Annotated in this window: 15 protein-coding genes; 8 read left to right on the plus strand and 7 right to left on the minus strand. The window is 73.2% G+C overall.

The window, feature by feature from the left end:
• Positions 1–2: 2 nt before the first annotated feature.
• Positions 3–1,466 (minus strand): hypothetical protein, encoded by a 1,464-nt coding sequence (locus tag IE170_RS10825; RefSeq protein WP_189809258.1) that lies wholly within the window; start codon positions 1,464–1,466, stop codon positions 3–5.
• A gap of 178 nt (positions 1,467–1,644) precedes the next feature.
• On the opposite strand from IE170_RS10825, the gene IE170_RS10830 reads away from it, so the two are divergent.
• The 4 genes from IE170_RS10830 to IE170_RS10845 are packed head-to-tail and all read left to right on the plus strand — an operon-like array spanning position 1,645 to position 5,361.
• Complete coding sequence (locus IE170_RS10830; protein ID WP_189809114.1) at positions 1,645–2,184, plus strand: WcaF family extracellular polysaccharide biosynthesis acetyltransferase; 540 nt, start codon at positions 1,645–1,647, stop codon at positions 2,182–2,184.
• Positions 2,181–3,299, plus strand: coding sequence for a glycosyltransferase (locus IE170_RS10835; protein WP_189809115.1), 1,119 nt, complete (start codon positions 2,181–2,183; stop codon positions 3,297–3,299). Before IE170_RS10830 ends, IE170_RS10835 begins: the two co-directional genes overlap by 4 nt.
• 12 nt (positions 3,300–3,311) lie before the next feature.
• The gene (locus IE170_RS10840; protein ID WP_189809116.1) at positions 3,312–3,950 is read left to right on the plus strand and encodes a hypothetical protein; all 639 of its coding nucleotides are present in this window, start codon (positions 3,312–3,314) and stop codon (positions 3,948–3,950) included.
• Between the two features lie 43 nt (positions 3,951–3,993).
• Positions 3,994–5,361 carry a CoA transferase gene (locus tag IE170_RS10845; protein ID WP_189809117.1) on the plus strand — a complete coding sequence of 456 codons (1,368 nt, stop codon included), beginning with the start codon at positions 3,994–3,996 and terminating at the stop codon, positions 5,359–5,361.
• A gap of 67 nt (positions 5,362–5,428) precedes the next feature.
• On the opposite strand, the gene IE170_RS10850 is transcribed toward IE170_RS10845, so the two are convergent.
• From IE170_RS10850 to gmd, 3 genes are all read right to left on the minus strand, one after another.
• Positions 5,429–6,100: a hypothetical protein gene (locus IE170_RS10850; protein WP_189809118.1), complete on the minus strand. Its 672-nt coding sequence runs from the start codon at positions 6,098–6,100 to the stop codon at positions 5,429–5,431.
• 87 nt (positions 6,101–6,187) lie between these two features.
• Positions 6,188–8,965 carry a DNRLRE domain-containing protein gene (locus tag IE170_RS10855; protein WP_189809119.1) on the minus strand — a complete coding sequence of 926 codons (2,778 nt, stop codon included), beginning with the start codon at positions 8,963–8,965 and terminating at the stop codon, positions 6,188–6,190.
• 245 nt (positions 8,966–9,210) lie between these two features.
• Complete coding sequence (gene gmd, locus IE170_RS10860; RefSeq protein ID WP_114054250.1) at positions 9,211–10,224, minus strand: GDP-mannose 4,6-dehydratase; 1,014 nt, start codon at positions 10,222–10,224, stop codon at positions 9,211–9,213.
• 275 nt (positions 10,225–10,499) lie between these two features.
• Between gmd and IE170_RS10865 the strand changes: the two genes are divergently transcribed.
• On the plus strand, positions 10,500–11,462 hold the full coding sequence (locus IE170_RS10865; RefSeq protein WP_189809120.1) for a GDP-L-fucose synthase family protein: 963 nt from the start codon (positions 10,500–10,502) through the stop codon (positions 11,460–11,462).
• Positions 11,463–11,481: 19 nt separating this feature from the next.
• On the opposite strand, the gene IE170_RS10870 is transcribed toward IE170_RS10865, so the two are convergent.
• A complete protein-coding gene (locus IE170_RS10870; protein WP_189809121.1) occupies positions 11,482–12,960 on the minus strand; it encodes a sugar transferase in 1,479 nt (492 codons plus the stop codon).
• 446 nt (positions 12,961–13,406) lie between these two features.
• Here IE170_RS10870 and IE170_RS10875 point away from each other — a divergent pair, with 446 nt between their 5' ends.
• Complete coding sequence (locus IE170_RS10875; RefSeq protein ID WP_189809259.1) at positions 13,407–15,614, plus strand: M4 family metallopeptidase; 2,208 nt, start codon at positions 13,407–13,409, stop codon at positions 15,612–15,614.
• Positions 15,615–15,728: 114 nt separating this feature from the next.
• Here the strand turns inward: IE170_RS10875 and IE170_RS10880 are convergent, their stop codons facing one another.
• The gene (locus IE170_RS10880) at positions 15,729–16,310 is read right to left on the minus strand and encodes a hypothetical protein (protein WP_189809122.1); all 582 of its coding nucleotides are present in this window, start codon (positions 16,308–16,310) and stop codon (positions 15,729–15,731) included.
• Between the two features lie 219 nt (positions 16,311–16,529).
• Complete coding sequence (gene glgP / locus IE170_RS10885) at positions 16,530–19,181, minus strand: alpha-glucan family phosphorylase (RefSeq protein WP_189809123.1); 2,652 nt, start codon at positions 19,179–19,181, stop codon at positions 16,530–16,532.
• Between the two features lie 965 nt (positions 19,182–20,146).
• Here glgP and IE170_RS10890 point away from each other — a divergent pair.
• Both IE170_RS10890 and treS read left to right on the plus strand, forming a co-directional pair.
• A complete protein-coding gene (locus IE170_RS10890; protein ID WP_189809124.1) occupies positions 20,147–22,141 on the plus strand; it encodes an alpha-1,4-glucan--maltose-1-phosphate maltosyltransferase in 1,995 nt (664 codons plus the stop codon).
• Positions 22,138–23,832: a maltose alpha-D-glucosyltransferase gene (gene treS / locus IE170_RS10895; RefSeq protein ID WP_189809125.1), complete on the plus strand. Its 1,695-nt coding sequence runs from the start codon at positions 22,138–22,140 to the stop codon at positions 23,830–23,832. The genes IE170_RS10890 and treS overlap by 4 nt, the downstream gene beginning before the upstream one ends.
• Positions 23,833–23,944: the final 112 nt, after the last annotated feature.

A 23,944-nucleotide genomic window follows, 5' to 3' on the forward strand; every position in this document is an offset into this window, starting at 1 on the left:
GGTCAGCGGAGGGTGGTCGCCTTGTCCGTGCGGTACGTGGCCACCAGCGCCAGGCACAGCGCCGCGATCGCCACGCGCCCCGACGCCTGCAGCAGCGGCCCGCGCAGCAGGATGAACGAGTAGCCGGCGACGAGCGGCACGACCACGGAGATCAGGCTGCCGGGCGGCGCCCGCCGGGTGGCCCGCTTCGCGTACCGCCGGTCGACGCGTGCGGCCGCGTACCCCATCCCGAGCAGGCCGGCGCCCATGCCGAGCGGGCCGAAGTCGATCCACAGCTCGGCCCAGATCGGGGACGACAGGTTGGTGTTGACGGTGCCCATCCACTGGCCGACCATCACGCCGGTGTCGCGCGGCTTGCCCGGCCACACCGAGCGCGGCACCGCGAAGAAGACCGACCCGGCGAGCTGGCGGCCGTAGAAGTGGCCGGGCCCGGACTCCGAGAAGGTGATCGTGTTCGCGAACATGCCGATCTGGTCGTAGTCCTTCAGCGCCATCGGCTCCAGGAACGAGGTCGTCTCCACCGGCTTGTAGTTCTTCTCGTCGTACCGGAAGCGGTCCGCGAACGGGAAGACCAGCAGGGCGACGACCACGGCCATCGACAGCGCCACGCGGTACATGGCCGCGCTCACCGGGAAGACGGTGAAGAGCAGAGCGAACATGACGGTGAGGAACCAGTAGCGCGGGTTCGAGATCGGGTTGTTGACGACGAGGTTGAGCCCGCACAGCGCCGCCCAGGTCACGATGACCGACACCTTGCGGCGGGCGTACTTCGACGTGATCAGCCAGCGGGTGTAGAGCAGCAGCGCGAGCAGCGCCGGGACGGTGCCGAAGCCGCGCAGGAACGCCTGGCCGGCCTGGCCGTCGCCGTTGGAGACGCCCGCCTCCTGGATGCCGGCGATGATCTCCTGGCGGCTGGAGAAGAACACCGCTGGGCCGCCGAGCTTCAGGATGAAGACGGCCGAGCAGCCGAAGGCGAGGACCGTCAGCAGCTGGAGGCGGCGCCGGTGCGCCATGACGGGCCGTGCGGCCTCCCTGCGGGCGCCGGACGTCCTGACGGCCGGCCGGTGACGGGCGAGCAGGACGCCCACGTCGAACGCGGTGCAGCCGAGCAGGACGAGCCCGATGGCGAGGGTGAGGTCGGAGCGCGGGCCGACCACCGGGGTCGGGACGCGGCCCAGGACGGCCTGGGCGAGCGGGGCCACGCCCATCGCCATGTAGACGAACAGCCAGAAGGATCCCTGGAGCAGCTTGCGGCGGCTGGTCAGGATCATCGCGGAGAGCCGCACGCCCGCGTACATGGTCAGCAGGAGCTGGAGCCAGAAGGCGGCGTCGCGGCGGCCGTCGCCGGTCTGGACGGCGACGATCAGCGGCAGGAAGACGGTGAAGCCGAGGATCAGCGGGACGGACAGGGCCCGGGAGAGCAGGGTGCGGGGGGTGGTGACGCGGCCCCAGCGGGCGGCTTCCACCTCCTCCCGCGGGTCGGGGCGGAGAGCCGCGATGAGGGGCTTGCGTATGTCCGTTGCCACTGCTGCCCCCACCCCATGTGCCTGATCGGGCGGCAGTCTAGTCTGAGCGGGCGGCGCCAGGGGAGGCGCGGCCCGTGGGGGCCCCGGGGACGCCGGGGAGAACGATGAGGTGCGACCGTTGCGTGATCTTCCTTCCTTCACGCTGACCGGGTACGACAAGGGGCGCGGCCTGCTCGTGCAGGCCCTCTGGTTCGCCGTGATGAACACGGTGTTCATGGCGTGGTTCTGCCCGGCCCGGCTGCGGGTGGCCCTGCTGCGGGCCTTCGGCGCCGAGATCGGCGAGGGCGTCCTGATCCGGCACCGGGTGCGCGTGCTGTGGCCGTGGAAGCTCTCCGTCGGCGACCACACGTGGATCGGCGAGGGCGCCTGGCTGCTGAACCTGGAGCCGGTGGCCATCGGCGCGAACGTCTGCATCTCGCAGGAGGCCATGCTCTGCACCGGCTCCCACGACCACCGCGCGGCCGACTTCCGCTACCGCAACGCGCCGATCACCGTCGAGGACGGCGCGTGGGTCGCGGTGCGGGCGACGGTGCTGGCCGGGGTGACCGTCGGCCGGTGCGCGGTCGCGGGCGCCGGCTCGGTCGTCCACCAGGACCTGCCCGCGCTGACCCTGCAGACGATGGACGGGCGGCGCCGCCCGGTCGAGGAGCCCAGTTGAGAATCCTGCACGCCGTCACGCTGCACTCCCCCACGCACGCCTTCGGCGGCCCGGTGCGGGTCGCCCTCAACCTGGCCGGGGGGCTGCGGGAGCGCGGCCACGAGGCGGCGCTCCTCGCCCTCGGCGAGGGCTTCGGCGATCCCTGGCCGACCGAGGTCGAGGGGATTCCCGCGAAGCTGTTCCCGGCCCGCCGGATCCTCCCCCTCGGCTTCAGCGGCATGACCTCCCCGGCCCTGCTGGCCTCGGCGGGCCGGCTCGTGCGCGACGCCGACGTGGTCCACGTCCACCTGGCGCGCGACCTGGTGACGCTGCCGGTGGCCCTCGCGGCACTGCGCGCCGGGCGGCCGCTGGTCCTCCAGACGCACGGCATGGTCGACCCGAGCGGCAGGCTGCTGGCCAAGGTGCTTGACGCGCTGGCCGTACGCCGGGTGCTGCGCGGCGCGGACGCGGTGCTGTACCTGACCCCGTACGAGCGGGAGGGGCTGGACGCGGTCGTGGGCGGCCCCCTGCCGCAGGCCGTCCGGCTGGTCAACGGCACCCCGGCGCAGGAGGCGCGCCCCGCCCCCGAGGGGCCTCCGCGGATCCTGTACTCGGCGCGGCTGCAGGCCCGCAAGCGCCCTGTCGACTTCGTGGACGCGGCTCCGGCCGTGCTGGCGGCCCACCCGGACGCCGAGTTCGTGGTGGCCGGCCCGGACGAGGGCGAGCGGGCCGCGGTGCTGGCCCGGATCGGCGAACTGGGCCTGGCGGACCGGTTCACCGTGCCGGGGGCCCTGTCGTCGGCCGAGGTGCTCGCCGAGCTGCGCCGGGCGCACGTGTACGTGCTGCCGTCGGTGGACGAGCCGTTCCCGATGTCGGTGCTGGAGGCCCTCGCAGTGGGCGTGCCCGCGGTGGTCACCCACTCCAACGGGCTCGCCAAGGACGTCGCCGGAGCGGGCGCCGGCCGGGCGGTGGAGCCGGGCCCTGCGGGCGTGGCCGCGGCGGTGCTGGAACTGCTGGACCCGGCGACGGGCGCCGCCGCCTCGCGAGCCGCGCGCACCCTGGCCGCGCAGTCCTTCTCGATGGACGCGGTCCTGGACACCCTGCTGCCGGTGTACCGGGCGGCCCGGGAACGCTGACCGACCGGGCCCATGGGCATCTACGTGGTGAGCGTGGCGGAGGAGGACCGGGGGGACTCCGAGATCCGCGGTCCGGTCCTCGACGCCCTCCACGGGGAACTGGAGCGGCGCGGGCTCGCCTTCGCGGAGCGGCCCGCCGCGCGGGGGCCGGCCCGCAGGCCCGGGCTGCTCGGCCGGCTGGGGCTGCGCGGGCGCCCCGCCGGGCGCGGCGGGAGGGCCGACGGCTTCGCGGAGAAGGCGGACCGGCCCTACGGCGCCTTCGAGGCCCTGTGCCGGGCGCAGCCGGACGGATCCCGCCTGTACGACGCCCTGTTGGACTGGGAGCTGCTCGTCCCGGCCGACTTCGGCGGGGTGCTCGAACTGTCCGTGCCGGCGGAGCCCGGCGGGGACGGGGCGCGGGTCCGCAGCGCGCACCGCGCCGCGGGGGCGGCCCGGCGGCTGGCGGCCGTACTGGAGCTGCCCGACTGCGTACCGCGGGACGCCGGGCCCCTCGCCCTCACCGGCTGGTTCGCCGGTCCGGCGGCCGGACGGGCCGCTGCCGCGCACCCCGGGCCGTGGCAGGAGTCGCCCGACGCGGCGTACTACACCGCCCTGTACCTGGGCGCCGCCGAGCACGCCCTGCGCCGGGGCCGTGTCATCGCCTACGGCTGACGGCGTGTCCACCCGGCCGGGGGTGCTCGCCCACAATGGCCGCATGAAGACCAACGGGGAGACGGACGGGGCCACGCGGCAGGCGTGGGCGGCGCTCGGCGGGCCGGAAGGAGCGGTCCGGCGGCTGGTGTACCGCGGCGGCGGGGCGCTGGGCGCGGCGCGGCTGCCGGTGCGGGAGCTGGCGCGGGCGGCGGTCGGAGTGTGCTCGCTGGCCGCGGCCGAGCTGGCCGCCGTACGGGCCGGACGGCCGGCGGCGGAGGCGGCGGACGGGGCGGAGCTCGCGGTCGACGAGGGGGCCGTCTCGGCGGCGTTCACCAGCGAGCGGCTCCTGCGGGTGGAGGGGCGGGCGCCGGTGTCGTTCGCGCCGCTGTCCGGCTTCTGGCGCGCCGCCGACGGATGGGTGCGCACCCACGCGAACTATCCGCACCACCGGGCCGGCCTGGAACGCGGCCTGGGCGCCGGGCGGCTGACGCCGGAGCGGCTGCGGGCCGAGCTGGCCGGGCGCCGGGCGGTCGACGTGCAGGAGGCGGTGTACGCGGCGGGCGGCCTGGCCGTGGCCGTGGCCGGCTCCTTCGGCGCGCCGCAGCCGCCGGCCTGCGTACGGGAGACCGGCGGGCGGGGCCGGGAGTTCGGGCCGGGCCCGCTGCCCGCGTCCGGGGTCCGGGTGCTGGACCTGACGCGGGTCATCGCCGGGCCGGTGGCCACCCGCACGCTCGGCCTGCTCGGTGCGGACGTGCTGCGCGTGGACCCGCCCGGGATGCCCGAGGCGGACGACGCGCACGCCGACACCGGATTCGGGAAGCGCTCGGCGGTCCTGGACCTCGCGGACCGGGCGGACCGGGCGGTGTTCGACGGGCTGCTGGCGCAGGCCGACGTGGTGGTGACCGGCTACCGGCCGGGGGCGCTCGACCGGTTCGGCCTGGGCGCCGGGGAGCTGGCCGCGGCCCGGCCCGGGCTCGTCCTCGCGCAGGTGTGCGCATGGGGCTGGGAGGGGCCGTGGGCGGGCCGGCGGGGCTTCGACTCGCTGGTGCAGGCCGGGTACGGGATCGCGGCGGCGGAGGCCGGCCCGGACGGGGTGCCCGGGGTGCTGCCCGCGCAGGCGCTGGACCACGCGACGGGCTACCTGCTGGCCGCCGGGGTGCTGCGGGCGCTGGCGGCGGGCGGCGGGCGGGTGCTGCGGTTCTCCCTGGCGGGGACGGCGTCGTGGCTGGTGCGGGAGGTCCCGCGGGACCCGCGCCCGGCGCCCGGCGGGGCGGACGGGGCAGGTGCGGAGGCCTGGCTGCGCGAGGGCCCGTCCGGCTACGGCCGGCTGCGGTACGCGGCGCCCCCGCTCGCGGTGGGTCCGGGCGACTGGGCGACCGGGCCGTCCCGCTGGGGCACGGACCGCGCCGCCTGGCTCCCGGCGGCCTGACCGCCGCGACACGGCGGCGCCCCCGCCTCCCCGTGCGGGGGTGCGGGGGCGCCGTCGGAGAAGGGCGTCAGGCCGGGATCCAGGCGGAGCAGTTGACGGAGGTGAACTCCGCCGCGCCCGCCGGGACCGTCGCCGTGATCTTGTCGCCCGCCTTCGGGGCCGACTCGGGGCCCGAGGCCAGGACGGAGCCGTCCTTGCCCTTGGCCTCCCAGGTGCAGGCCGTGTTCTGGGTCAGCGCCCGGTAGGTGCCGGGTGCCGGGGCGGGCCGGGTGCCGTCGCCGAAGCCCTTGGCGGCGGCGTCCAGGATCGGCTTCTGCGCCGGGCACAGGTGCGGGATCGCGTCCTTCGCGCCGGGGATCTCCCCGGAGATGACCGCGCCGGTCGCCGCGTCCTTGTCCCGCTTGGCCGTGCGCTCCACCCGCTGGCAGGCCTCCTGGCCGCTCTGGAGCACGGCCGCCGGGTCCATCTTCTCGGGGACCCGGCCGCTCAGGTACGCCTTCTCGTTGGGCTTGAAGCTGCCCGTCTTCGGCGTGAGCTTCGCGTCCGGGAGGACGGGCCCGGTCGGCTTGGCGCCGGGCGTGGCCGGCGGGGCGGAGGAGTCCGCCGGGTCCGGGACCGGGGTGGAGGCCGGCGGCTTGGCCTTGGCCTCGTCGGCCTTGCCGTCACCGCCGGAGCTGCAGGCGGTCAGGGTGAGGGCTGCGGCCAGCAGGAGCGCAGCCGCGGTGGAGCGTCGGTACATCGGTGGGGCTCCCGTGCGTGCCGGTTGGTTCGGGGGCGGCAGGCGTGCGGGGCCCGGCGTGGAACGGCCGGGCCCCGCACCCTCCGGTTACTTCGGGCCGAAGGTCAGGACGAGCTGGGGAGCTGCGTCCGCCGCCGTCGACTCCTTCGACCACAGCCACAGCGCGTCGGTGCCCGTGCTGGTCAGGGCCAGGCCGTGGCTGCCACCGAGCAGCGCCGAGACCGCGGCCGTGTCCAGCTGGGCGCTGTGCAGCGCCGAGCCGTCCGGGATGGCCGCGAAGGTGCCGAGCGGCGCGGTGCCGAGGGCCGGCTTGGTGGTGTAGGAGGTGGTCGCGCCGCTCCAGGTGCCGGTGACCGGGACCACGGAGACGGTGTCGGCCGTGCCGGCGCCCGACTGCGTCGTCGTCTTGACCTGGAGCGTCGCCGACTTCAGGACCTGCCCGGCCGGCGCGGCCGGCAGGTCGAAGCGCAGGTACGCCTCGTAGCCCGGGGTGCCGCGGACGGCGAGCGAGGTGGACGCGCCGTTGGCCGCGCTCGGGGCGCCCTGGTTGACGTAGGTGTCCTCGGTCGCGGTGACCTTGGAGACCGTGTCGGAGGGGGCCTTCGCCAGGTCGAAGTGGTTCTTGACCTGGGCGGCGGTGAGCACCTTGCCGTAGACGGCCGTCTCGTCGAGCTGGCCGGCGAAGAAGTTGCTCGTCGGGCGCGACGGCCAGCCGGAGAGGTTGTCGCCGCCGACGTGCCAGTAGCCCGCGTAGGCGGTCGAGTTGGTGACGTTCAGCGTGCCCTTCAGCTGGCCGTCGACGTACAGCGCCATGCCCGAGGGGCCCTGGCTGGCGACCACGTGGTGCCACTTGTTGTCGTTGTACGTCTCGAACAGGCCGGTGCTGATGGTGCGCACCGAGCCGTTGTACACGCCGAACACCAGGCGGCCGGTGTTGGTCATGTAGATGTGCTTGTCGTGCGAGCCGCTGTTGCGGGTGGTGTTGTTGCCGAAGCCGACGAGCTTGCCGCCGCGCGTGGTGTTCGTCTTGAACCACGTCTCGACGGTGTAGCTGCTGCCGACCGTCTGGCGGTGGTCGCTGTGGAGCTTCTGGCTGGTGCCGTTGAAGCCCATCGCCGTGCTCGATCCGGTGACCGCGCCGGGCGTCTGGCGCAGCGCCGGGGCGTTGACCTGGATGCCGCTGGTGTTGCCGCCGTCCGAGGAGTCGGCCACGTAGGGGCTGACGGTGTCGTCGTAGCGCCAGTACAGCTCGGCGCCGTCGGCGCGGACCTGGTTCGGGTACGCCTGGACGGAGGACGGGACGGTCACCGAGGCGGCGGCCGACAGGGCGCTGGTGTTGCCGGCGGCGTCGGTGGCGGTGACCCGGTAGGTGTAGGTCTGGCCGGCCTTGGCGGTGGTGTCGTTCCAGGAGGCCTGGGGCCGCTCGAACTCCAGGGAGTCGGCGGTCATGGTGTGGATCGGCGTGGCGGAGCCGTTGCGGTAGATGCGGTACGTCAGCTTGCTGTCGTCCGCGTCGTAGCTGGTGCGCCAGCGGACCTGGACCTCGCCCGGCTTGACGCTGCCGGCGCTGGCGACCGGGGTGGTCGGGGCGCCGACGTCGCCGGTGGAGGCGAAGCGGGTCAGGCTCTGCTGCTCGGCGCCGTTGACGGTGGTGAACTCACCGCCGACCCACATGAACTTCTTGCCGTCCTTCTCCGACACGGCCATGACGCGCGGGCCGATGCCCTCGCCGAGGCCGTCGTTGGTGTCGGGGAACCAGCCGAGCTTGCGGGGGCCGCGCACGAAGCCGTCCACGGGCGCGGGGGCGGCGCCGGTGTGGTCGGTCGGCTGGGCCAGCAGGTGGCGGCGGCGGCCGTCGGGGTACTCGAGCTCGGTGGAGCAGTCGTGGGCGTGCGAGGAGCTGTAGAGCACGCCCTCGTACGGCAGGACCGCCTGGGTGGCGCCGAGGCAGCGGTCGCGCCACTTCTCGCCGAAGTCGCTGAGGCGCAGGCCGATGCGGCCGTCGAAGACACCGCCGCCGGAGCCCTCGTTGCCGGTGTAGAAGCCGGTCTCGTCGGTGGCGATCGACTTGACGACCGAGTTCCACGGGATGTTGTTGTACGTCTTGGCGAGCTTGCCGGTGGCCGCGTCGACCACGGCGAGCGCGTGCGAGTCGGTGCCGTTGACCGTGAAGAAGTCGCCGCCCAGCAGGACGTTCTTGCCGTCCGGGGTGACGGCGACGGCGCGGCCGGGCTCGTCGGCGTTGGCGGTGAAGGGCTTCAGGGCGCCGGTGCCGGCGTCGACCGCGGCGAACCGCTCGCGGGTCTGGCCCTCGACCTCGTTGAAGTCGCCGGCCGCGTAGAGGGTGTCCTCGGTTGCGGCGAGCGCCCGCACGGTGGCGGGGAAGCCGGGGTGGAAGGCGGCCTTGGGGGTGCAGCTCTCGATGTCGATCGCCGCGAGGCTGGAGACCGGGGTGCCGTTGACGGCGCCGAAGTAGCCGCCCGCGTACAGGGTCTTCTTGTCCTTCGACACGGTGAGCGCGCGGACGGTCGCGGTGCCGTCGCCGACGGTGAAGGCGAGCTTGCAGGCGGTCGGCTTGCCCGTCGCGGCGTCCAGCGCGACGAAGTTGACGGCTTCCTGCTCGGCTCCGGAGGTGCCGGCCGGCGGGCGGACCGCCGAGAAGGTGCCGCCGGCGAAAACGGTGCCGTTCGCCTCGGCCATCGCCCAGACGATGCCGTTGGGCTGCCACGTCGGCAGGCTGTCGGCGGTGAACGCCACGGGCGCCGTGATGGCGGACGCCTGGGGCATGAGCACCAGGCCTATCCCGGTGCCGGCACCGGCCAGTGACAGGACGAGGGCAGCAGTCAGCCCTCTGGATCTACGCATGAGCCCCCCAGGGCGTATCGCCCGGTTTTGATGGCTGGAACTATACGAACAGCCGTATGTACGGGCGCAGACTAGGGCGCAAACGGAACCCCGTCACCCCCCTTGACCGATTGCATACCGGGTTGGGACCAACCTGGTGCGGCCGGGCGGGCGCATTGCGGACATACGGCAGGTATGTCCGGTCACCGCCGCAGCTGCCTGCGGCGATGTCCGTACACGGCAAATCGTAGGGGAAATATAAGGCTTCAGCGGTCGATACGGACCGTTGCACCGGCCAGCTGGTCCTCGACGAGGCGGATGTCCGCGTCGACCATGATCTGTGCCAGCTCCGCGACCAGCACCGACGGCTTCCAGCCAAGCAGTTCCTGGGCCTTGGACGAGTCGCCGATCAGCGCGTCGACCTCGCTCGGGCGCTCGTACTTGGCGTCGTAGCGCACGTGCTCGGTCCAGTCGAGGCCCGCGTGGGCGAAGGAGGACTCCACGAACTCGCGCACCGTGGCGGCCACTCCGGTCGCGACGACGTAGTCGGTCGGCTCGTCCTGCTGGAGCATCCGCCACATCGCGTCGACGTACTCCGGCGCGTAGCCCCAGTCGCGGACGGCGTCGAGGTTGCCGAGGTACAGGTGCTCCTGGAGGCCGGCCTTGATGCGGGCGACGGCGCGGGTGATCTTGCGGGTCACGAAGGTCTCGCCGCGGCGCGGGGACTCGTGGTTGAAGAGGATCCCGTTGACCGCGAACATGTCGTACGCCTCGCGGTAGTTCACCGTCGTCCAGTACGCGAACACCTTGGCGGCGCCGTACGGGCTGCGCGGGTGGAAGGGCGTGTCCTCGTTCTGCGGCGGCGGCGTGGAGCCGAACATCTCCGAGGACGAGGCCTGGTAGATGCGGGTGTCGATGCCGCTCGCGCGGATCGCCTCCAGCAGCCGCAGCGCGCCGAGGCCGGTCACGTCGCCCGTGTAGAGCGGGGCGTCGAAGGAGACCCGCACATGGGACTGGGCACCCAGGTTGTAGACCTCGTCGGGCCGTATCTCGCGCAGCAGGTTCACGAGCGCGACGCCGTCGGACAGGTCGGCGTGGTGCAGGACGAAGGACCGGTTCGCGGTGTGCGGGTCCTGGTAGATGTGGTCGATCCGCTCGGTGTTGAAGCTGGAGGACCGCCGCACCAGTCCGTGCACCGTGTAGCCCTTGGAGAGCAGGAGCTCGGAGAGGTAGGAGCCGTCCTGCCCGGTGACTCCGGTGATCAGCGCGGTCTTGCCCATGTGGGGTCCCCCTGGGGATCGTTGCGGTGTGTGGTTCTGGAGGCGCTCGCGCCTCGGCGCCGGCCCGCCCCGGCCGTGCGGCCGCGGCGGTTCCTGCCGGATGGTCGTGCGGTGGGTGCGGCCCGGTTCCGGCGGCTCGGCGGCCTGCCGTGGTCGGGCCGCGGGGGACGCGTCCCCCGCCGGGTCCCCGCCCGGCACAAGGGCCCGGCCCCGGGGCCGGATGCGTACCGTACACCGGTGCGGGCGGCCGCCGGCGGGCTGGCATCATCGGCGGTATGACAAGTTCGCTGCCGCTCCTGCCGCCGAACGCCCGCGTCTTCGTCGCGGGCCACCGCGGCCTCGTGGGCTCCGCCGTCGCACGCCGCCTGACCGCCGACGGCCACGAGGTGCTCACCCGCAGCCGCGCCGACCTCGACCTGCGCGACGCCGCCGCGACCGCCGCGTACCTGCGCGACACCCGCCCGGACGCCGTGGTGCTGGCCGCCGCCAAGGTCGGCGGCATCATGGCCAACAGCACGTACCCGGTGCAGTTCCTGGAGGACAACCTCAGGATCCAGCTGAGCGTCATCGGCGGCGCGCACGCCGCCGGCGTGGCCCGGCTGCTGTTCCTCGGCTCGTCCTGCATCTACCCCAAGCTGGCGCCGCAGCCCATCACCGAGGACGCGCTGCTGACCGGCCCGCTGGAGCCGACCAACGAGGCGTACGCGCTGGCGAAGATCGCCGGCATCGTGCAGGTGCAGTCGTACCGCCGGCAGTACGGGGCCTCGTACGTCTCCGCGATGCCCACCAACCTCTACGGCCCGGGCGACAACTTCGACCTGGAGACCTCTCACGTGCTGCCCGCGCTCATCCGCCGCTTCCACGAGGCGGCGGCCGAGGGCCGCGAGGAGGTCGTGCTCTGGGGCAGCGGCACGCCGCGCCGCGAGTTCCTCCACGTCGACGACCTGGCCGCGGCCTGCTCGGTGCTGCTGGAGCGCTACGACGGGGACGAGCCGGTGAACATCGGCTGCGGCGAGGACCTCACCATCCGGGCCCTCGCCGAGACCGTCGCCGACGTCACCGGCTTCCGCGGCCGCCTCGCCTGGGACACCTCCAAGCCGGACGGCACCCCGCGCAAGCTGCTGGACGTCACGCGCCTGACCTCGCTCGGCTGGAAGCCGGAGGTCGGGCTGCGCGACGGCATCGCCGCCACCTACCGGTGGTGGCTGGAGCAGGGCGGAGCGGGAGCGCGGGGCTGAGCGCACGCGGCAGGACCCCTCAGTACGCTCCGCGGCCGTCGACGACGGCGCGGAGCGTCCGGCCCATGACGTCGACGTCGCTGGTGAAGGACCAGTTGTCGACGTAGCTCAGGTCGAGCTGGATCGTTTCGTCCCAGGACAGGTCGGACCGGCCGCTGATCTGCCAGAGCCCGGTCATGCCCGGTCGCACGGTGAGGCGGCGCAGCTCGACCTCGTCGTACCGGGCCACCTCCTCGGGCAGCGGCGGGCGCGGGCCGACGAGCGACATGTGCCCGGCCAGGACGTTGAGCAGCTGGGGCAGTTCGTCCAGGGAGGTGCGGCGCAGCAGCCGGCCGACCCGGGTGACCCGGGGGTCGCGGCGGATCTTGAACATGAGGCCGTCGTTCTCGTTGGCCCCCGCCAGCCCGCCCTTCAGCCGGTCGGCGTCGACGACCATCGTCCGGAACTTCCACATGGTGAACGGGGCGCCGTCGCGGCCGATGCGCTGCTGGCGGTAGAACGCCGGACCGCGGGACCCGAGCCGGATCGCGAGGACGATCGCGAGGAACAGCGGCGAGAGCAGGACCAGTCCGACGCCCGCGCCGATGCGGTCCAGGGCGGCCTTGAGGGCGGTCTGGAGGCCGCTGCTGACGGGCGGGGCGACGCGCAGCACGGCGAGGCCGCCGGCGGAGAGGGTCTCCAGCCGCTTGACGGAGACCTCCACCAGGCCGGGGAAGACGGCGAGTTCGAGGCCCGCGTCGTGCAGCGCCCACGCGATGCGGCGCAGCCGCTCCCCCGCGATCCGCGCGCCGGGCGCGACGAGGACGAGGTCGGCGTGGTGGCTGCGGACGGCGCCGAGGACGGCCGCGGAGTCGGCGGTCGGGGCGTCCGGGGCGAGCGCGTCGAGCCGGGCGGCGACGGGGACGCCGCCCTCCAGCGGGCCGGTGCCGACGGGGACGACGCCGACGACGACGTAGGGGTGGTCGGTGCGGGCGGCGAGGTGTGCGGTGAGGGAGTCCGCGGCGGCCGGCTCCCCTATCACCAGGACGCGGCTGACGGCCTGCGCCTCGCGGCGGGCCGCGGAGAGGTGTCGGTAGGTCAGTTTGTGGCAGGCGACCGTGATGAGGAGGGCGGGCAGCAGGGCGCCGAGGGCGGCGAGGCGGGGCGTGCTCTCCCCGGTGACCACGCGCGCCACGGCCAGGACGCCGATCAGAATCAGCCAGTCGTGGACGACCGGCAGCACTCCGCGGGACTCGCCGAGCGCGCGGGCGGCGTACCGGCGGCGCACCGCCTGCACGCCGGTCCAGGCGAGGGCCGCTCCGAGGGCGCAGTACACGGGCCGGACCTGCTGCGCGGCTTCGAAGACGAGCCCCACCGGTACGGCCGCTCCGAGGAAGTCGGCGGTCAGGGCGGCGGGCAGGTACCAGCGCGCCTTGTCGCCGATCCGCCGCACGGGCGCAGCAAGGAGCTCGGCCGCCGCTCCGGCCACTCTTTGCGCAGGAAAATGGACATGCCTCATGGGCCCCCCTGGCACACCGGTCTATGACTGTGGCGCGTACCCGCGGCTTCCCCTGGCGGCGGGCAACTGGCGCACCGGGAAACAGTACGACAAACACTCTTACTACATATGCCGATTGCCCGAACGTGAGCTCTTGTTGCTCAAGTGTTAGCAACCGGTACCCCAAGTTCCATATTTTTGGGCTCCGGCTCGCCGCGCGCGAAGGCGAAGGGTTCGGATAGCGGATACGCCGCGTCGGTCAACGAACCCTTTCCGGCCAAGTTTTTGACGCGACCCTGACATTCGTGCGCCCGGGTGGCACTCTTCGATCCGTTCATCGCACCAGCCCTGTTCTGCCCGGCGGCCCACCCAGCCGTCCGGATCCCCCTTTGCAGAAGGAGTCTGCGTTGAGTCCCACCCCCCACAGGCGCGCCACCGCGGCCGGCGCACTCGTCGCCGCGGCCGCGATGCTCGCCGTCGGCGTCCAGGCCGGCAGTGCCACCGCCGACAGCGCGGCGTCCAAGGCGCCCGCCGCCGCCCAGGCCAACCCCGGCGCGGCACCCCTCAAGCTCAGCCCCTCCGAGCGTGCGACGCTCATCTCCGAGGCGACCTCCACGACCGCGCAGGCGGCCAAGGCGCTGGGCCTCGGCGGCGAGGAGAAGCTCATCGTCCGCGACGTCGTCAAGGACGCGGACGGCACCACGCACACCACGTACGAGCGCACGTACGCGGGCCTGCCCGTGCTCGGCGGCGACCTGACGGTCCATGCCAAGAACGGCGCGACCAAGAGCGTCACCAAGGCCACGAACCACGAGATCAAGGTGCCGACCACCGACGCCGCGGTCACCCCGGCCGCCGCCGAGGGCCAGGCCCTCTCCGCGGCCAACTCGGCGGGATCGAAGGACGCCAAGCCCGCCAAGAACGCCCGCAAGGTGATCTGGGCGGCCGAGGGCGCGCCCGTCCTCGCCTGGGAGACCGTCGTCGGCGGCCTCCAGCACGACGGCACCCCGAACGAGCTGCACGTGGTCACCGACGCCAAGACCGGCGCGAAGATCACCGAGTGGCAGGCCGTCGAGACCGGCACCGGCAACACCATGTACAGCGGCCAGGTCACCCTCGGGACGAGCCAGTCGGGCGGCAGCTACACCCTGACGGACGCGAACCGCGGCAACCACAAGACGTACAACCTCAACCGCGGCAGCTCCGGCACCGGCACCCTCTTCTCCGGCCCGGACGACACCTGGGGCAACGGCCTGCCCTCCAACCTGGAGACGGCCGGCGCGGACGCCCACTACGGCGCCGCGGTCACGTGGGACTACTACAAGAACGTGCACGGCCGCAACGGCCTGCGCAACGACGGCGTCGCCCCGTACACCCGCGTCCACTACGGCAACAACTACGTGAACGCCTTCTGGCAGGACTCCTGCTTCTGCATGACCTACGGCGACGGCGAGGGCAACGCCAAGCCGCTGACCTCCACCGACGTGGCCGCGCACGAGATGACGCACGGCCTCACCTCGGTCACCGGCAACATGACCTACAGCGGTGAGCCCGGCGGTCTGAACGAGGCGACCTCCGACATCATGGCCGCCGCCGTCGAGTTCTACGCCAACAACCCGCAGGACGTCGGCGACTACCTGGTCGGCGAGAAGATCGACATCCGCGGCAACGGCACCCCGCTGCGCTACATGGACAAGCCGAGCAAGGACGGCTCCTCCAAGGACTACTGGTCCTCGAGCCTCGGCGGCATCGACGTCCACTACTCCTCGGGTCCGGCCAACCACTGGTACTACCTGGCCTCCGAGGGCTCCGGCGCCAAGGTCGTCAACGGCGTGAGCTACGACTCGCCGACCTACGACAACCTCCCGGTCACGCCCATCGGCCGGGACGCCGCCTCGAAGATCTGGTTCCGCGCGCTGACGGTCGGCTACTTCAAGTCGAACACCAACTACGCGGCCGCCCGCACGGCGACCCTCCAGGCCGCCGCCGACCTGTACGGCCAGGGCTCGGCCACCTACAACAACACGGCCAACGCCTGGGCCGCCATCAACGTCGGCGCCCGCATCAGCGACGGCGTCACGGTCACGGCGATCCCGAACCAGAACACCGCCGTGGGCACCGCGGTCAGCCTCCAGGTCCAGGCGACCAGCACCACCCCCGGTGCGCTGACGTACTCCGCCACCGGCCTGCCGGCCGGCCTGTCGATCAACTCCTCCACGGGTCTGATCTCGGGCACGGCGACCACCGCGGGCACGTCGAGCGTGACGGTGACGGTGACCGACTCCGCCAACAAGTCGGGGACGGCCTCCTTCTCCTGGACCGTCGGCACGGGCGAGCAGAACGTCTTCGAGAACACCGCCGACTACCAGATCCGGGACAACGCCACGGTCGACTCCCCGATCACGGTGACCCGCTCCGGCAACGCGTCGAGCGCCCTGAAGGTGGACGTCAACATCGTCCACACCTACGTCGGTGACCTGCGGGTCGACCTGGTCGCCCCGGACGGCACCGTCTACAACCTGCGCAACCGCAGCGGCGGCAGCGCGGACAACATCGTCCAGTCCTTCACCGTGAACGCCTCCTCCGAGGCCGCGAACGGTGTCTGGAAGCTCCGCGTCGCGGACCTCGCCAGCCTGGACACCGGCTACATCAACAGCTGGAAGCTGACCTTCTGACCCCTCGCGGGCGGATGGGGAGCACCGGCTGACACGGCACACGGGCCGTCCGGGGGGGAACCCTCCCGGACGGCCCTGTTCCGTGCCGCGCGCCCGGCGGCCCGGGCGGCGCCGCTACGGGATCGCCGCGAAGACCGCGTCCGACGTGCCGGACCGCTCGGCGCGCCGGTCCTCCTGCGCGGCCTCGTGCCCGGCCTCGTGCCCGGCCTCGTGCCCGGCCTCGTGCCCGGCCTCGTGCTCGGCCGGCGGCGCCTCCTGCGGGGCGGCCTCCCCGCTGCCGAAGTCGCCGCCGTCGCCGGAGAACCCGCCGTCGCCGAAGCCGTCGTCGTCGTGGCCGTGGCGGTCGACCGGGGCGAAGAACACCGAGCGGACGTGCACGTCGTACACCCGGTCGCCCGGCTCCAGGATCCGCTCGGGCCGGCCGCTGCAGCCGCGGTCCGGGAAGAGGTACGCCCGGCCCTCCGTGCCGTTGCTGACGGCGGTGGCGGGCTTGTCGTTCGAGGTGCCGTTCAGCTCGTAGCAGGTGTCGAGGCCCGCGGGGCGGATGGAACGGCGCTCGTTTCCGCCGTTCCCGCCCCCGATCAGGTAGTCCAGTCTGCCGAGGTCGGTGTCGTGCTCGTCGGCGGCCGCGGTGCCCGCCGGGACGGCGAGGGCGAGGGCGGTGAGGAGGGCTGCGGCGGTACTGCGAAGGCGCATGGGGGCGGTGTCCGTTCTGTCGGTGCTGGACGCGCAGTCGGCGGTGCGTCCGGCGGCAGCGTAGGAGCGGCTCCGCACGCGGCGGCGGCGCGGCATGCGCAGGCGTTCGGAGGTTCACCCTCCCGTGGCGCCCGCCGCCGCCGTACGGACCGCCCCGGCGTGCGAAAGGGGGCGGGAGGGGTCTCCACCCCGCCCGCCCCCACCGCTCGGTGCGCCGCGCTAGCGCAGGATCACGCCGCCCTGCGGTCCGGCCTCCCCGGGCGCGTCGCCGTCCGCCGGGGCCGCGACCAGCCCCAGTTCGGCCGGCGAGGCCAGCAGCGGGTGGGAGGGCAGGATCCGCACCGTGTACCCGAAGGCCCCCGTGCGGTCCAGGGCGAGCGGGCCCTCGTACACCCAGCGGCCCTCCAGGTCCGGCCCGCCGGCGGGCTTGAGGGGGAAGGCCCGGCCGTCGCGGATGACGTCCTGCGGGTCCACCCGGCCCGCGACGGCCTGCACCTCGACGTCCTCGGGGGCCAGTGCGTCGAGCGCCACCCGCACCCGCAGCGTGAGCGTCGCCCCCAGCTCGGCGGTACCGCCGACGGGCGCCGCCGCCAGCGCCTCCACGTGCTCGACGGCGACCTGCGGCCAGGCCGCCCGGACGCGCCCCTTCCACCAGGCCAGGTCCCGCGCGGCGTCCTGGTTCATCGCCCGGTGGGCGCGGGCCGCCGGCGCGTAGAGCCGCTCCACGTACTCGCGCACCATGCGACCCGCGAGCACCTTGGGGCCGAGGGAGACGAGGGTGCGCCGGACCATCTCGATCCACCGCACCGGCAGCCCGCTGCGGTCGGCGCGGTCGTAGAACCGGGGCGCGACCCGCTGCTCGACCAGCTCGTAGAGGGCCTTCGCCTCCAGGTCGTCGCGCCGGTCCTCGTCCGTGCCGACGTCGGCGGTGGGGATGGCCCAGCCGAAGTCGGGCTCGAACCACTCGTCCCACCAGCCGTCGAGCACCGACAGGTTGAGGCAGCCGTTGAGTGCTGCCTTCATTCCGCTGGTGCCGCAGGCCTCCAGCGGGCGCAGCGGGTTGTTCAGCCACACGTCGCAGCCCGGGTACAGCTTCTGGGCCATGCCCATGCCGTAGTCGGGCAGGAAGACGATGCGGTGCCGCACGCGCGGGTCGTCGGAGAAGCGCACCAGCTCCTGCACGAGCCGCTTGCCGCCGTCGTCGGCCGGGTGTGCCTTCCCGGCGACGACGATCTGCACCGGCCGCTCGGGGTCCAGCAGCAGCCGGCGCAGCCGCTCGGGGTCGCGCAGCATCAGCGTGAGCCGCTTGTACGAGGGCACGCGCCGGGCGAAGCCGATGGTGAGGACGTCCGGGTCGAGGACGGAGTCCACCCAGCCGAGCTCGGCGTCGGCGGCGCCGCGCTGGCGCCAGGAGGCCCGCAGCCGCTCGCGCACCTCCAGCACCAGCTGCTCGCGCAGGCTCCGGCGCAGCTCCCAGACGTCCTGGTCGGGGATGTCGGCGACGGCGTCCCAGCGCTGGGAGCCGCCGACGGACAGGGCGTCCTCGGTGCGGCCGGGGCCGATCTGCCGGGCTCCGAGCCGGACGACCTCGGGCGCCACCCACGTGGGGGCGTGCACGCCGTTGGTCACGGAGGTGATGGGCACGTCGGCGGGGTCGAATCCCGGCCACAGTCCGGCGAACATGCCGCGGCTGACGGCCCCGTGGAGGGTGGAGACGCCGTTGGCGCGCTGGGCCAGGCGCAGGCCCATCACCGCCATGTTGAAGACGCCGGGGTCGCCGCCGGGGTAGGTCTCGGCGCCGAGCTCCAGGATCCGGTCGAGGGGCACGCCGTCGAGCTCGCCGCCGGGGCCGAAGTGGCGGGCGACCAGTGCCCGGTCGAAGCGGTCGATGCCGGCGGGGACGGGGGTGTGGGTGGTGAAGACGGTGCCCGCGCGGACCGCCTCCAGGGCGGCGTCGAAGCCGAGGTCCTGCGCACCGTCGAGTTCCCTTATGCGCTCAAGGCCCAGGAACCCGGCGTGGCCCTCGTTGGTGTGGAAGACCTCGGGCTCGGGGTGGCCGGTGAGGGCGCAGTAGGTGCGGACGGCGCGGACGCCGCCGATGCCGAGCAGCATCTCCTGGAGCAGCCGGTGGTCGCTGCCGCCGCCGTAGAGCCGGTCGGTCACCTCGCGGGCGCCGGCGTCGTTGTCCTCGACGTCCGAGTCGAGGAGCAGCAGCGGGACGCGTCCGACGCGCGCCTGCCAGACGTGGGCGTGAAGGGCGCGGCCGCCCGGCAGGGAGAGGGTGACCCGGGCGGGAAGGCCCTCGGCGTCCCGCAGCAGGGAAAGGGGCAGCTCGTTGGGGTCGAGGACCGGGTAGTGCTCCTGCTGCCAGCCGTCGCGGGAGAGGGACTGGCGGAAGTAGCCGTGCCGGTAGAGGAGTCCGACGCCGATGAGGGGGGCGCCGAGGTCGCTGGCGGCCTTCAGGTGGTCGCCGGCGAGGATCCCGAGGCCGCCGGAGTACTGGGGCAGGGCGGCGGTGATCCCGAACTCGGGTGAGAAGTAGGCGATGGCGGCGGGCAGGTCGGCGACGTCTTCGTGGGTCTGGTACCAGCGGGCGCCGTTCACGTAGTCGTCGAGGTCGGCGGCGGCCACGGCGAGCCGCCGGAGGAACCGGCGGTCGGACGCGAGGGCGTCGAGGCGGGCGGCGGAGACGGAGCCGAGCAGGCGGACGGGGTCGCCGCCCGCCGCCTGCCAGCCCTCGGGGTCGACGGATTGGAAGAGTTCGCGGGTCTCCGTGTGCCACGACCAGCGCAGGTTGCGCGCGAGGTCGGCGAGCGGCAGCAGCGGCGGGGGGAGGACGGGGCGTACGGTGAATCGACGGATAGCCTTCACGCGTTCCACCTTCGCAGGCGAGTGCGGACCGGAGCGGCCGCACCACGCTGTGCGCCCGCGCAACAACCCCCGGAAGGCTAGCCCCGCCGGGCCCCGGTGGCCACGGCGCCGCCTCGGCCCTCCACCGCCCCGCAAGCGCTCCCCGGACCGGTCCCGCCCCGCCGGACGGGCGCCGCGAGCGCCGGTGCGCGCCGTACGGGCGTGACCGGATCGGGTGGGTGGGCGGCGGCCGTGGCGGAATCCCCCGACCGGGCGATCATGCCGGGCCCCTCCGTGTGCTCCTGCGGCCCCGCCGCGGGTCGGCCGCAGGTCCCTCCGTGCGCCCGCGGGCCGCGTACGCCGCCCTCCGGCCGGTCCGGGCGGGTCCGGGCGCCCCCGAGCCGGCTACTCGAGGCCGCCCGGACGGCGAAATCCGTTGCAGACAGGGCCAGTTGGCGGCGCACGAGGGGCGCAGGAGCGGCATCCGTGCATCCGATTCCGGCAGTAGGGGGCCGACACCCGTTCACAACGGCCGGAAATCGACGCCGTCGAGGAGGTTTCCGGCCGTCGCACACCCTTGCGGAATGGGCGGGTTCGGAGGGTTCGTACCAACCCGGGAGACCACGCGAGTGGCGGTTGTGGCGGGCGTGCCGGGGGATGCGACCGGCCGCCCCAAACGACTTGACGGAGCATCACCCGTCGATCCGGAGCATGTGAGTCCGGTGTTACGCGCTACGCACGAGTAGTTGACCGGCGGTGCGGATTGGGCGCGGCGAGACTGGGAAGGGCTCCCCGCGTACCTGCACGGCACCCCCGCCCAGCCCTTCCCCGCCACCCGAGTGAACGCGGACAGGAGCGGCCATGCCCGCAGCGCAGCCGTCGTCCGAACGGCTAGAAACAGAGCGAACAGAGCGTGCACTACCGGTCGGCGTTCCGATCGGCCTGTTGTCACCGAGCCCTGCGAACTGCCCCCAGGTGATCCCATCATGATCGGTCGCATTCCCGTTCTGGACGTCCGCCCCGCCGTCGGCTGCGGCGCCAGACCCGCCAAGGCGGTGGTGGACGAGGTCTTCGAGGTGTCCGCCACCGTGTTCCGCGAGGGCCACGACGCCGTCGCCGCCCACGTCGTGCTCCGCGATCCCAGCGGGCGGCTGCGCCCGCCGGTGCCGATGCGCGAACTCGCCCCCGGCACCGACCGCTGGGGAGCCCGGGTCTCCGCCGACACCGAGGGGCGGTGGACCTACACCGTCGAGGCCTGGAGCGACCCGCTCGCCACCTGGCGGGCCGCCGCCGCGATCAAGGTGCCGGCGGGGATCGACCCCGGCCTGACCCTGCTGGAGGGCGCCGAGCTGTACGAGCGCGCCGCCTCCCGGATCACCAAGCGCGACGGCCGCGCCGACGTGCTCGCCGCGGCGGCCGCCATGCGCGACGAGGACCGGCCGGTGGCCGAGCGGTACGCCGCCGCCTTCGACCCGCTGGCGCAGGCCGCGCTGGCCAGGCGCCCCTACCGGGAGCTCGTCAGCTCCGCGAAGGCCCTGCCGCTGCTCGTGGAGCGCAGGCGGGCCCTCTTCGGCTCCTGGTACGAGATGTTCCCGCGGTCCGAGGGGGCCGTCGCCGAGCCGGGGGAGGCGCCGGTGAGCGGCACCTTCCGGACCGCCGCCGAACGGCTGCCCGCCATCGCCGCCATGGGCTTCGACGTCGTCTACCTGCCGCCGATCCACCCCATCGGCACCACCTTCCGCAAGGGGCCGGACAACACGCTTTCGGCCACCCGCCACGACCCGGGCGTACCGTGGGCGATCGGCTCCCCCGAGGGCGGCCACGACGCGGTCCACCCCGACCTGGGCACCCTGGAGGACTTCGACGCGTTCGTCGCCCGGGCCGGCGAGCTCGGGCTGGAGATCGCGCTGGACTTCGCCCTCCAGTGCTCCCCCGACCACCCGTGGGTGGAGAAGCACCCCGAGTGGTTCCGGCACCGGCCCGACGGGACGATCGCGTACGCGGAGAACCCGCCGAAGAAGTACCAGGACATCTACCCGGTCCACTTCGACGCCGACATGGCCGGCATCGTCGAGGAGACGGTCCGCGTCCTGCGGCACTGGATGGACCACGGCGTCCGCATCTTCCGCGTCGACAACCCGCACACCAAGCCGGTGGTCTTCTGGCAGAAGGTGATCGCGGCCGTGAACCGGACCGACCCGGACGTGATCTTCCTGGCGGAGGCCTTCACCCGGCCGGCGATGGTGCACACCCTCGCCGCCGTCGGCTTCCAGCAGTCGTACACGTACTTCACCTGGCGCAACACCAAGGCGGAGCTCACCGAGTACGTCACCGAGCTGGCCGGCCCGCACTGGGCGTCCGTGCTGCGCCCGAACTTCTTCGTGAACACCCCGGACATCCTGCACGCCTACCTCCAGCAGGGCGGGCGACCCGCCTTCGAGGTGCGGGCCGTCCTGGCCGCCACGCTCTCGCCGACCTGGGGCGTCTACGCCGGCTACGAACTGTGCGAGAACACGCCGCTGCACGAAGGCAGCGAGGAGTACCTGCACTCGGAGAAGTACGAGCTGCGGCCGCGGGACTGGGCGGCCGCCGAGCGCGAGGGCCGCACCATCACCCCTCTGATCACCGCCCTCAACCGGATCCGCCGGGAGAACCCCGCCCTGCAGCAGCTGCGCGACATCCACTTCCATCCGACCGACAACGAACAGGTGATCGCCTATTCGAAGCACGCGGGGGCCAATTCCGTACTGGTGGTCGTCAACCTCGATCCGCACCACACCCAGGAGGCGACGGTCTCGTTGGACATGCAGGTACTCGGCCTCGACTGGCACGGGTCCCTCGCCGTGCGCGACGAGCTCACCGGCGAGACCTATCACTGGGGCAGGGCGAACTACGTGCGCCTGGAACCGGGCCGCGCGCCCGCGCACGTGCTGACCGCTCTGCGACCGTCCCCGCCCACCGGAGGGTCACCCACCACATGATCATCAACGATCCCGTCCACGACACGTTCGAGGACACCCCCGCAAAGGACCGCGACCCCGACTGGTTCAAGCGGGCCGTCTTCTACGAGGTCCTCGTCCGCTCCTTCCACGACAGCAACGGCGACGGGGTCGGGGACCTGAAGGGGCTCACCGCGAAGCTGGACTACCTCCAGTGGCTCGGCGTCGACTGCCTGTGGCTGCCGCCCTTCTTCGCCTCCCCCCTGCGCGACGGCGGCTACGACGTCTCCGACTACACCTCCGTCCTCCCCGAGTTCGGCGACCTCGCCGACTTCGTGGAGTTCGTGGACGCCGCCCACCAGCGCGGCATGCGGGTGATCATCGACTTCGTCATGAACCACACCAGCGACCAGCACGAGTGGTTCCAGCAGTCCCGCAAGGACCCGGACGGGCCCTACGGCGACTACTACATGTGGGCGGACAACGACAAGCAGTACCAGGACGCGCGGATCATCTTCATCGACACCGAGACCTCGAACTGGACGTACGACCCGGTCCGCAAGCAGTACTACTGGCACCGCTTCTTCTCCCACCAGCCGGACCTCAACTACGAGAACCCGGCCGTCCAGGAGGAGATCATCTCCGCCCTCCGCTTCTGGCTGGACCTCGGCATCGACGGCTTCCGCCTCGACGCCGTGCCCTACCTGTTCGCGGAGGAGGGCACCAACTGCGAGAACCTCCCCCGCACCCACAGCTTCCTCAAGCGGGTCCGCGCGGAGATCGACGCCCACTACCCGGACACCGTCCTGCTCGCCGAGGCCAACCAGTGGCCCGAGGACGTCGTCGACTACTTCGGCGACTTCTCCACCGGCGGCGACGAATGCCACATGGCCTTCCACTTCCCCGTCATGCCGCGCATCTTCATGGCGGTGCGGCGGGAGTCCCGCTACCCCGTCTCGGAGATCCTGGCCAAGACCCCGGCGATCCCGGAGCGCTGCCAGTGGGGCATCTTCCTGCGCAACCACGACGAGCTCACCCTCGAAATGGTCACGGACGAAGAGCGCGACTACATGTACGCCGAGTACGCCAAGGACCCGCGGATGCGGGCCAACATCGGCATCCGGCGCCGCCTCGCCCCCCTCCTCGACAACGACCGCAACCAGATGGAGCTGTTCACCGCCCTGCTGCTGTCCCTGCCCGGCTCCCCGGTGCTGTACTACGGCGACGAGATCGGCATGGGCGACAACATCTGGCTGGGCGACCGCGACGGCGTCCGCACCCCCATGCAGTGGACCCCCGACCGCAACGCCGGCTTCTCCTCCTGCGACCCGGGACGGCTGAACCTGCCGGTCATCATGGACCCGGTCCACGGCTACCAGGTCACCAACGTCGAGGCGGCGATGGCCTCCCCCTCCTCGCTGCTGCACTGGACCCGCCGGATGATCGAGATCCGCAAGGCCAATCCCGCCTTCGGACTCGGCTCGTACACCGAGCTGCCCTCGTCCAACCCCGCGGTCCTCGCGTTCCTCCGCGAGTACGGGGACGACCTGGTGCTCTGCGTGCACAACTTCTCCCGCTTCGCCCAGCCCACCGAGCTGGACCTGCAGTCGTTCGACAAGCGGGTCCCGGTCGAGCTCATCGGCGACGTGCGCTTCCCGCCGATCGGCGAGTGGCCGTACCTCCTCACCCTCGCCGGGCACGGCTTCTACTGGTTCCGCCTGCGCAAGGAGTAGCCGCGCGCGCCGCCGCCGCGGCGCGCGCACCGCAGGGGCGGGAACCGAACGGGTCAGCGGCCCGCCCCCCGTAGGGACCATCTCGGCCCGACACTCTCCCACCACCGGACAG

Origin of the sequence: Streptomyces toxytricini (assembly GCF_014649915.1) — a bacterium.
Lineage (GTDB): Bacteria > Actinomycetota > Actinomycetes > Streptomycetales > Streptomycetaceae > Streptomyces > Streptomyces toxytricini.

Excerpts from the sequence above, each read along its gene's own strand:
- IE170_RS10875 (WP_189809259.1), top strand. The coding sequence starts at position 13,407 with ATGCTCGCCGTCGGCGTCCAGGCCGGCAGTGCCACCGCCGACAGCGCG.
- IE170_RS10870 (WP_189809121.1), bottom strand. The coding sequence starts at position 12,960 with ATGAGGCATGTCCATTTTCCTGCGCAAAGAGTGGCCGGAGCGGCGGCC.
- IE170_RS10880 (WP_189809122.1), bottom strand. The coding sequence starts at position 16,310 with ATGCGCCTTCGCAGTACCGCCGCAGCCCTCCTCACCGCCCTCGCCCTC.
- gmd (WP_114054250.1), bottom strand. The coding sequence starts at position 10,224 with ATGGGCAAGACCGCGCTGATCACCGGAGTCACCGGGCAGGACGGCTCC.
- IE170_RS10865 (WP_189809120.1), top strand. The coding sequence starts at position 10,500 with ATGACAAGTTCGCTGCCGCTCCTGCCGCCGAACGCCCGCGTCTTCGTC.
- IE170_RS10855 (WP_189809119.1), bottom strand. The coding sequence starts at position 8,965 with ATGCGTAGATCCAGAGGGCTGACTGCTGCCCTCGTCCTGTCACTGGCC.
- treS (WP_189809125.1), top strand. The coding sequence starts at position 22,138 with ATGATCATCAACGATCCCGTCCACGACACGTTCGAGGACACCCCCGCA.
- IE170_RS10850 (WP_189809118.1), bottom strand. The coding sequence starts at position 6,100 with ATGTACCGACGCTCCACCGCGGCTGCGCTCCTGCTGGCCGCAGCCCTC.
- IE170_RS10840 (WP_189809116.1), top strand. The coding sequence starts at position 3,312 with ATGGGCATCTACGTGGTGAGCGTGGCGGAGGAGGACCGGGGGGACTCC.
- IE170_RS10890 (WP_189809124.1), top strand. The coding sequence starts at position 20,147 with ATGATCGGTCGCATTCCCGTTCTGGACGTCCGCCCCGCCGTCGGCTGC.
- IE170_RS10845 (WP_189809117.1), top strand. The coding sequence starts at position 3,994 with ATGAAGACCAACGGGGAGACGGACGGGGCCACGCGGCAGGCGTGGGCG.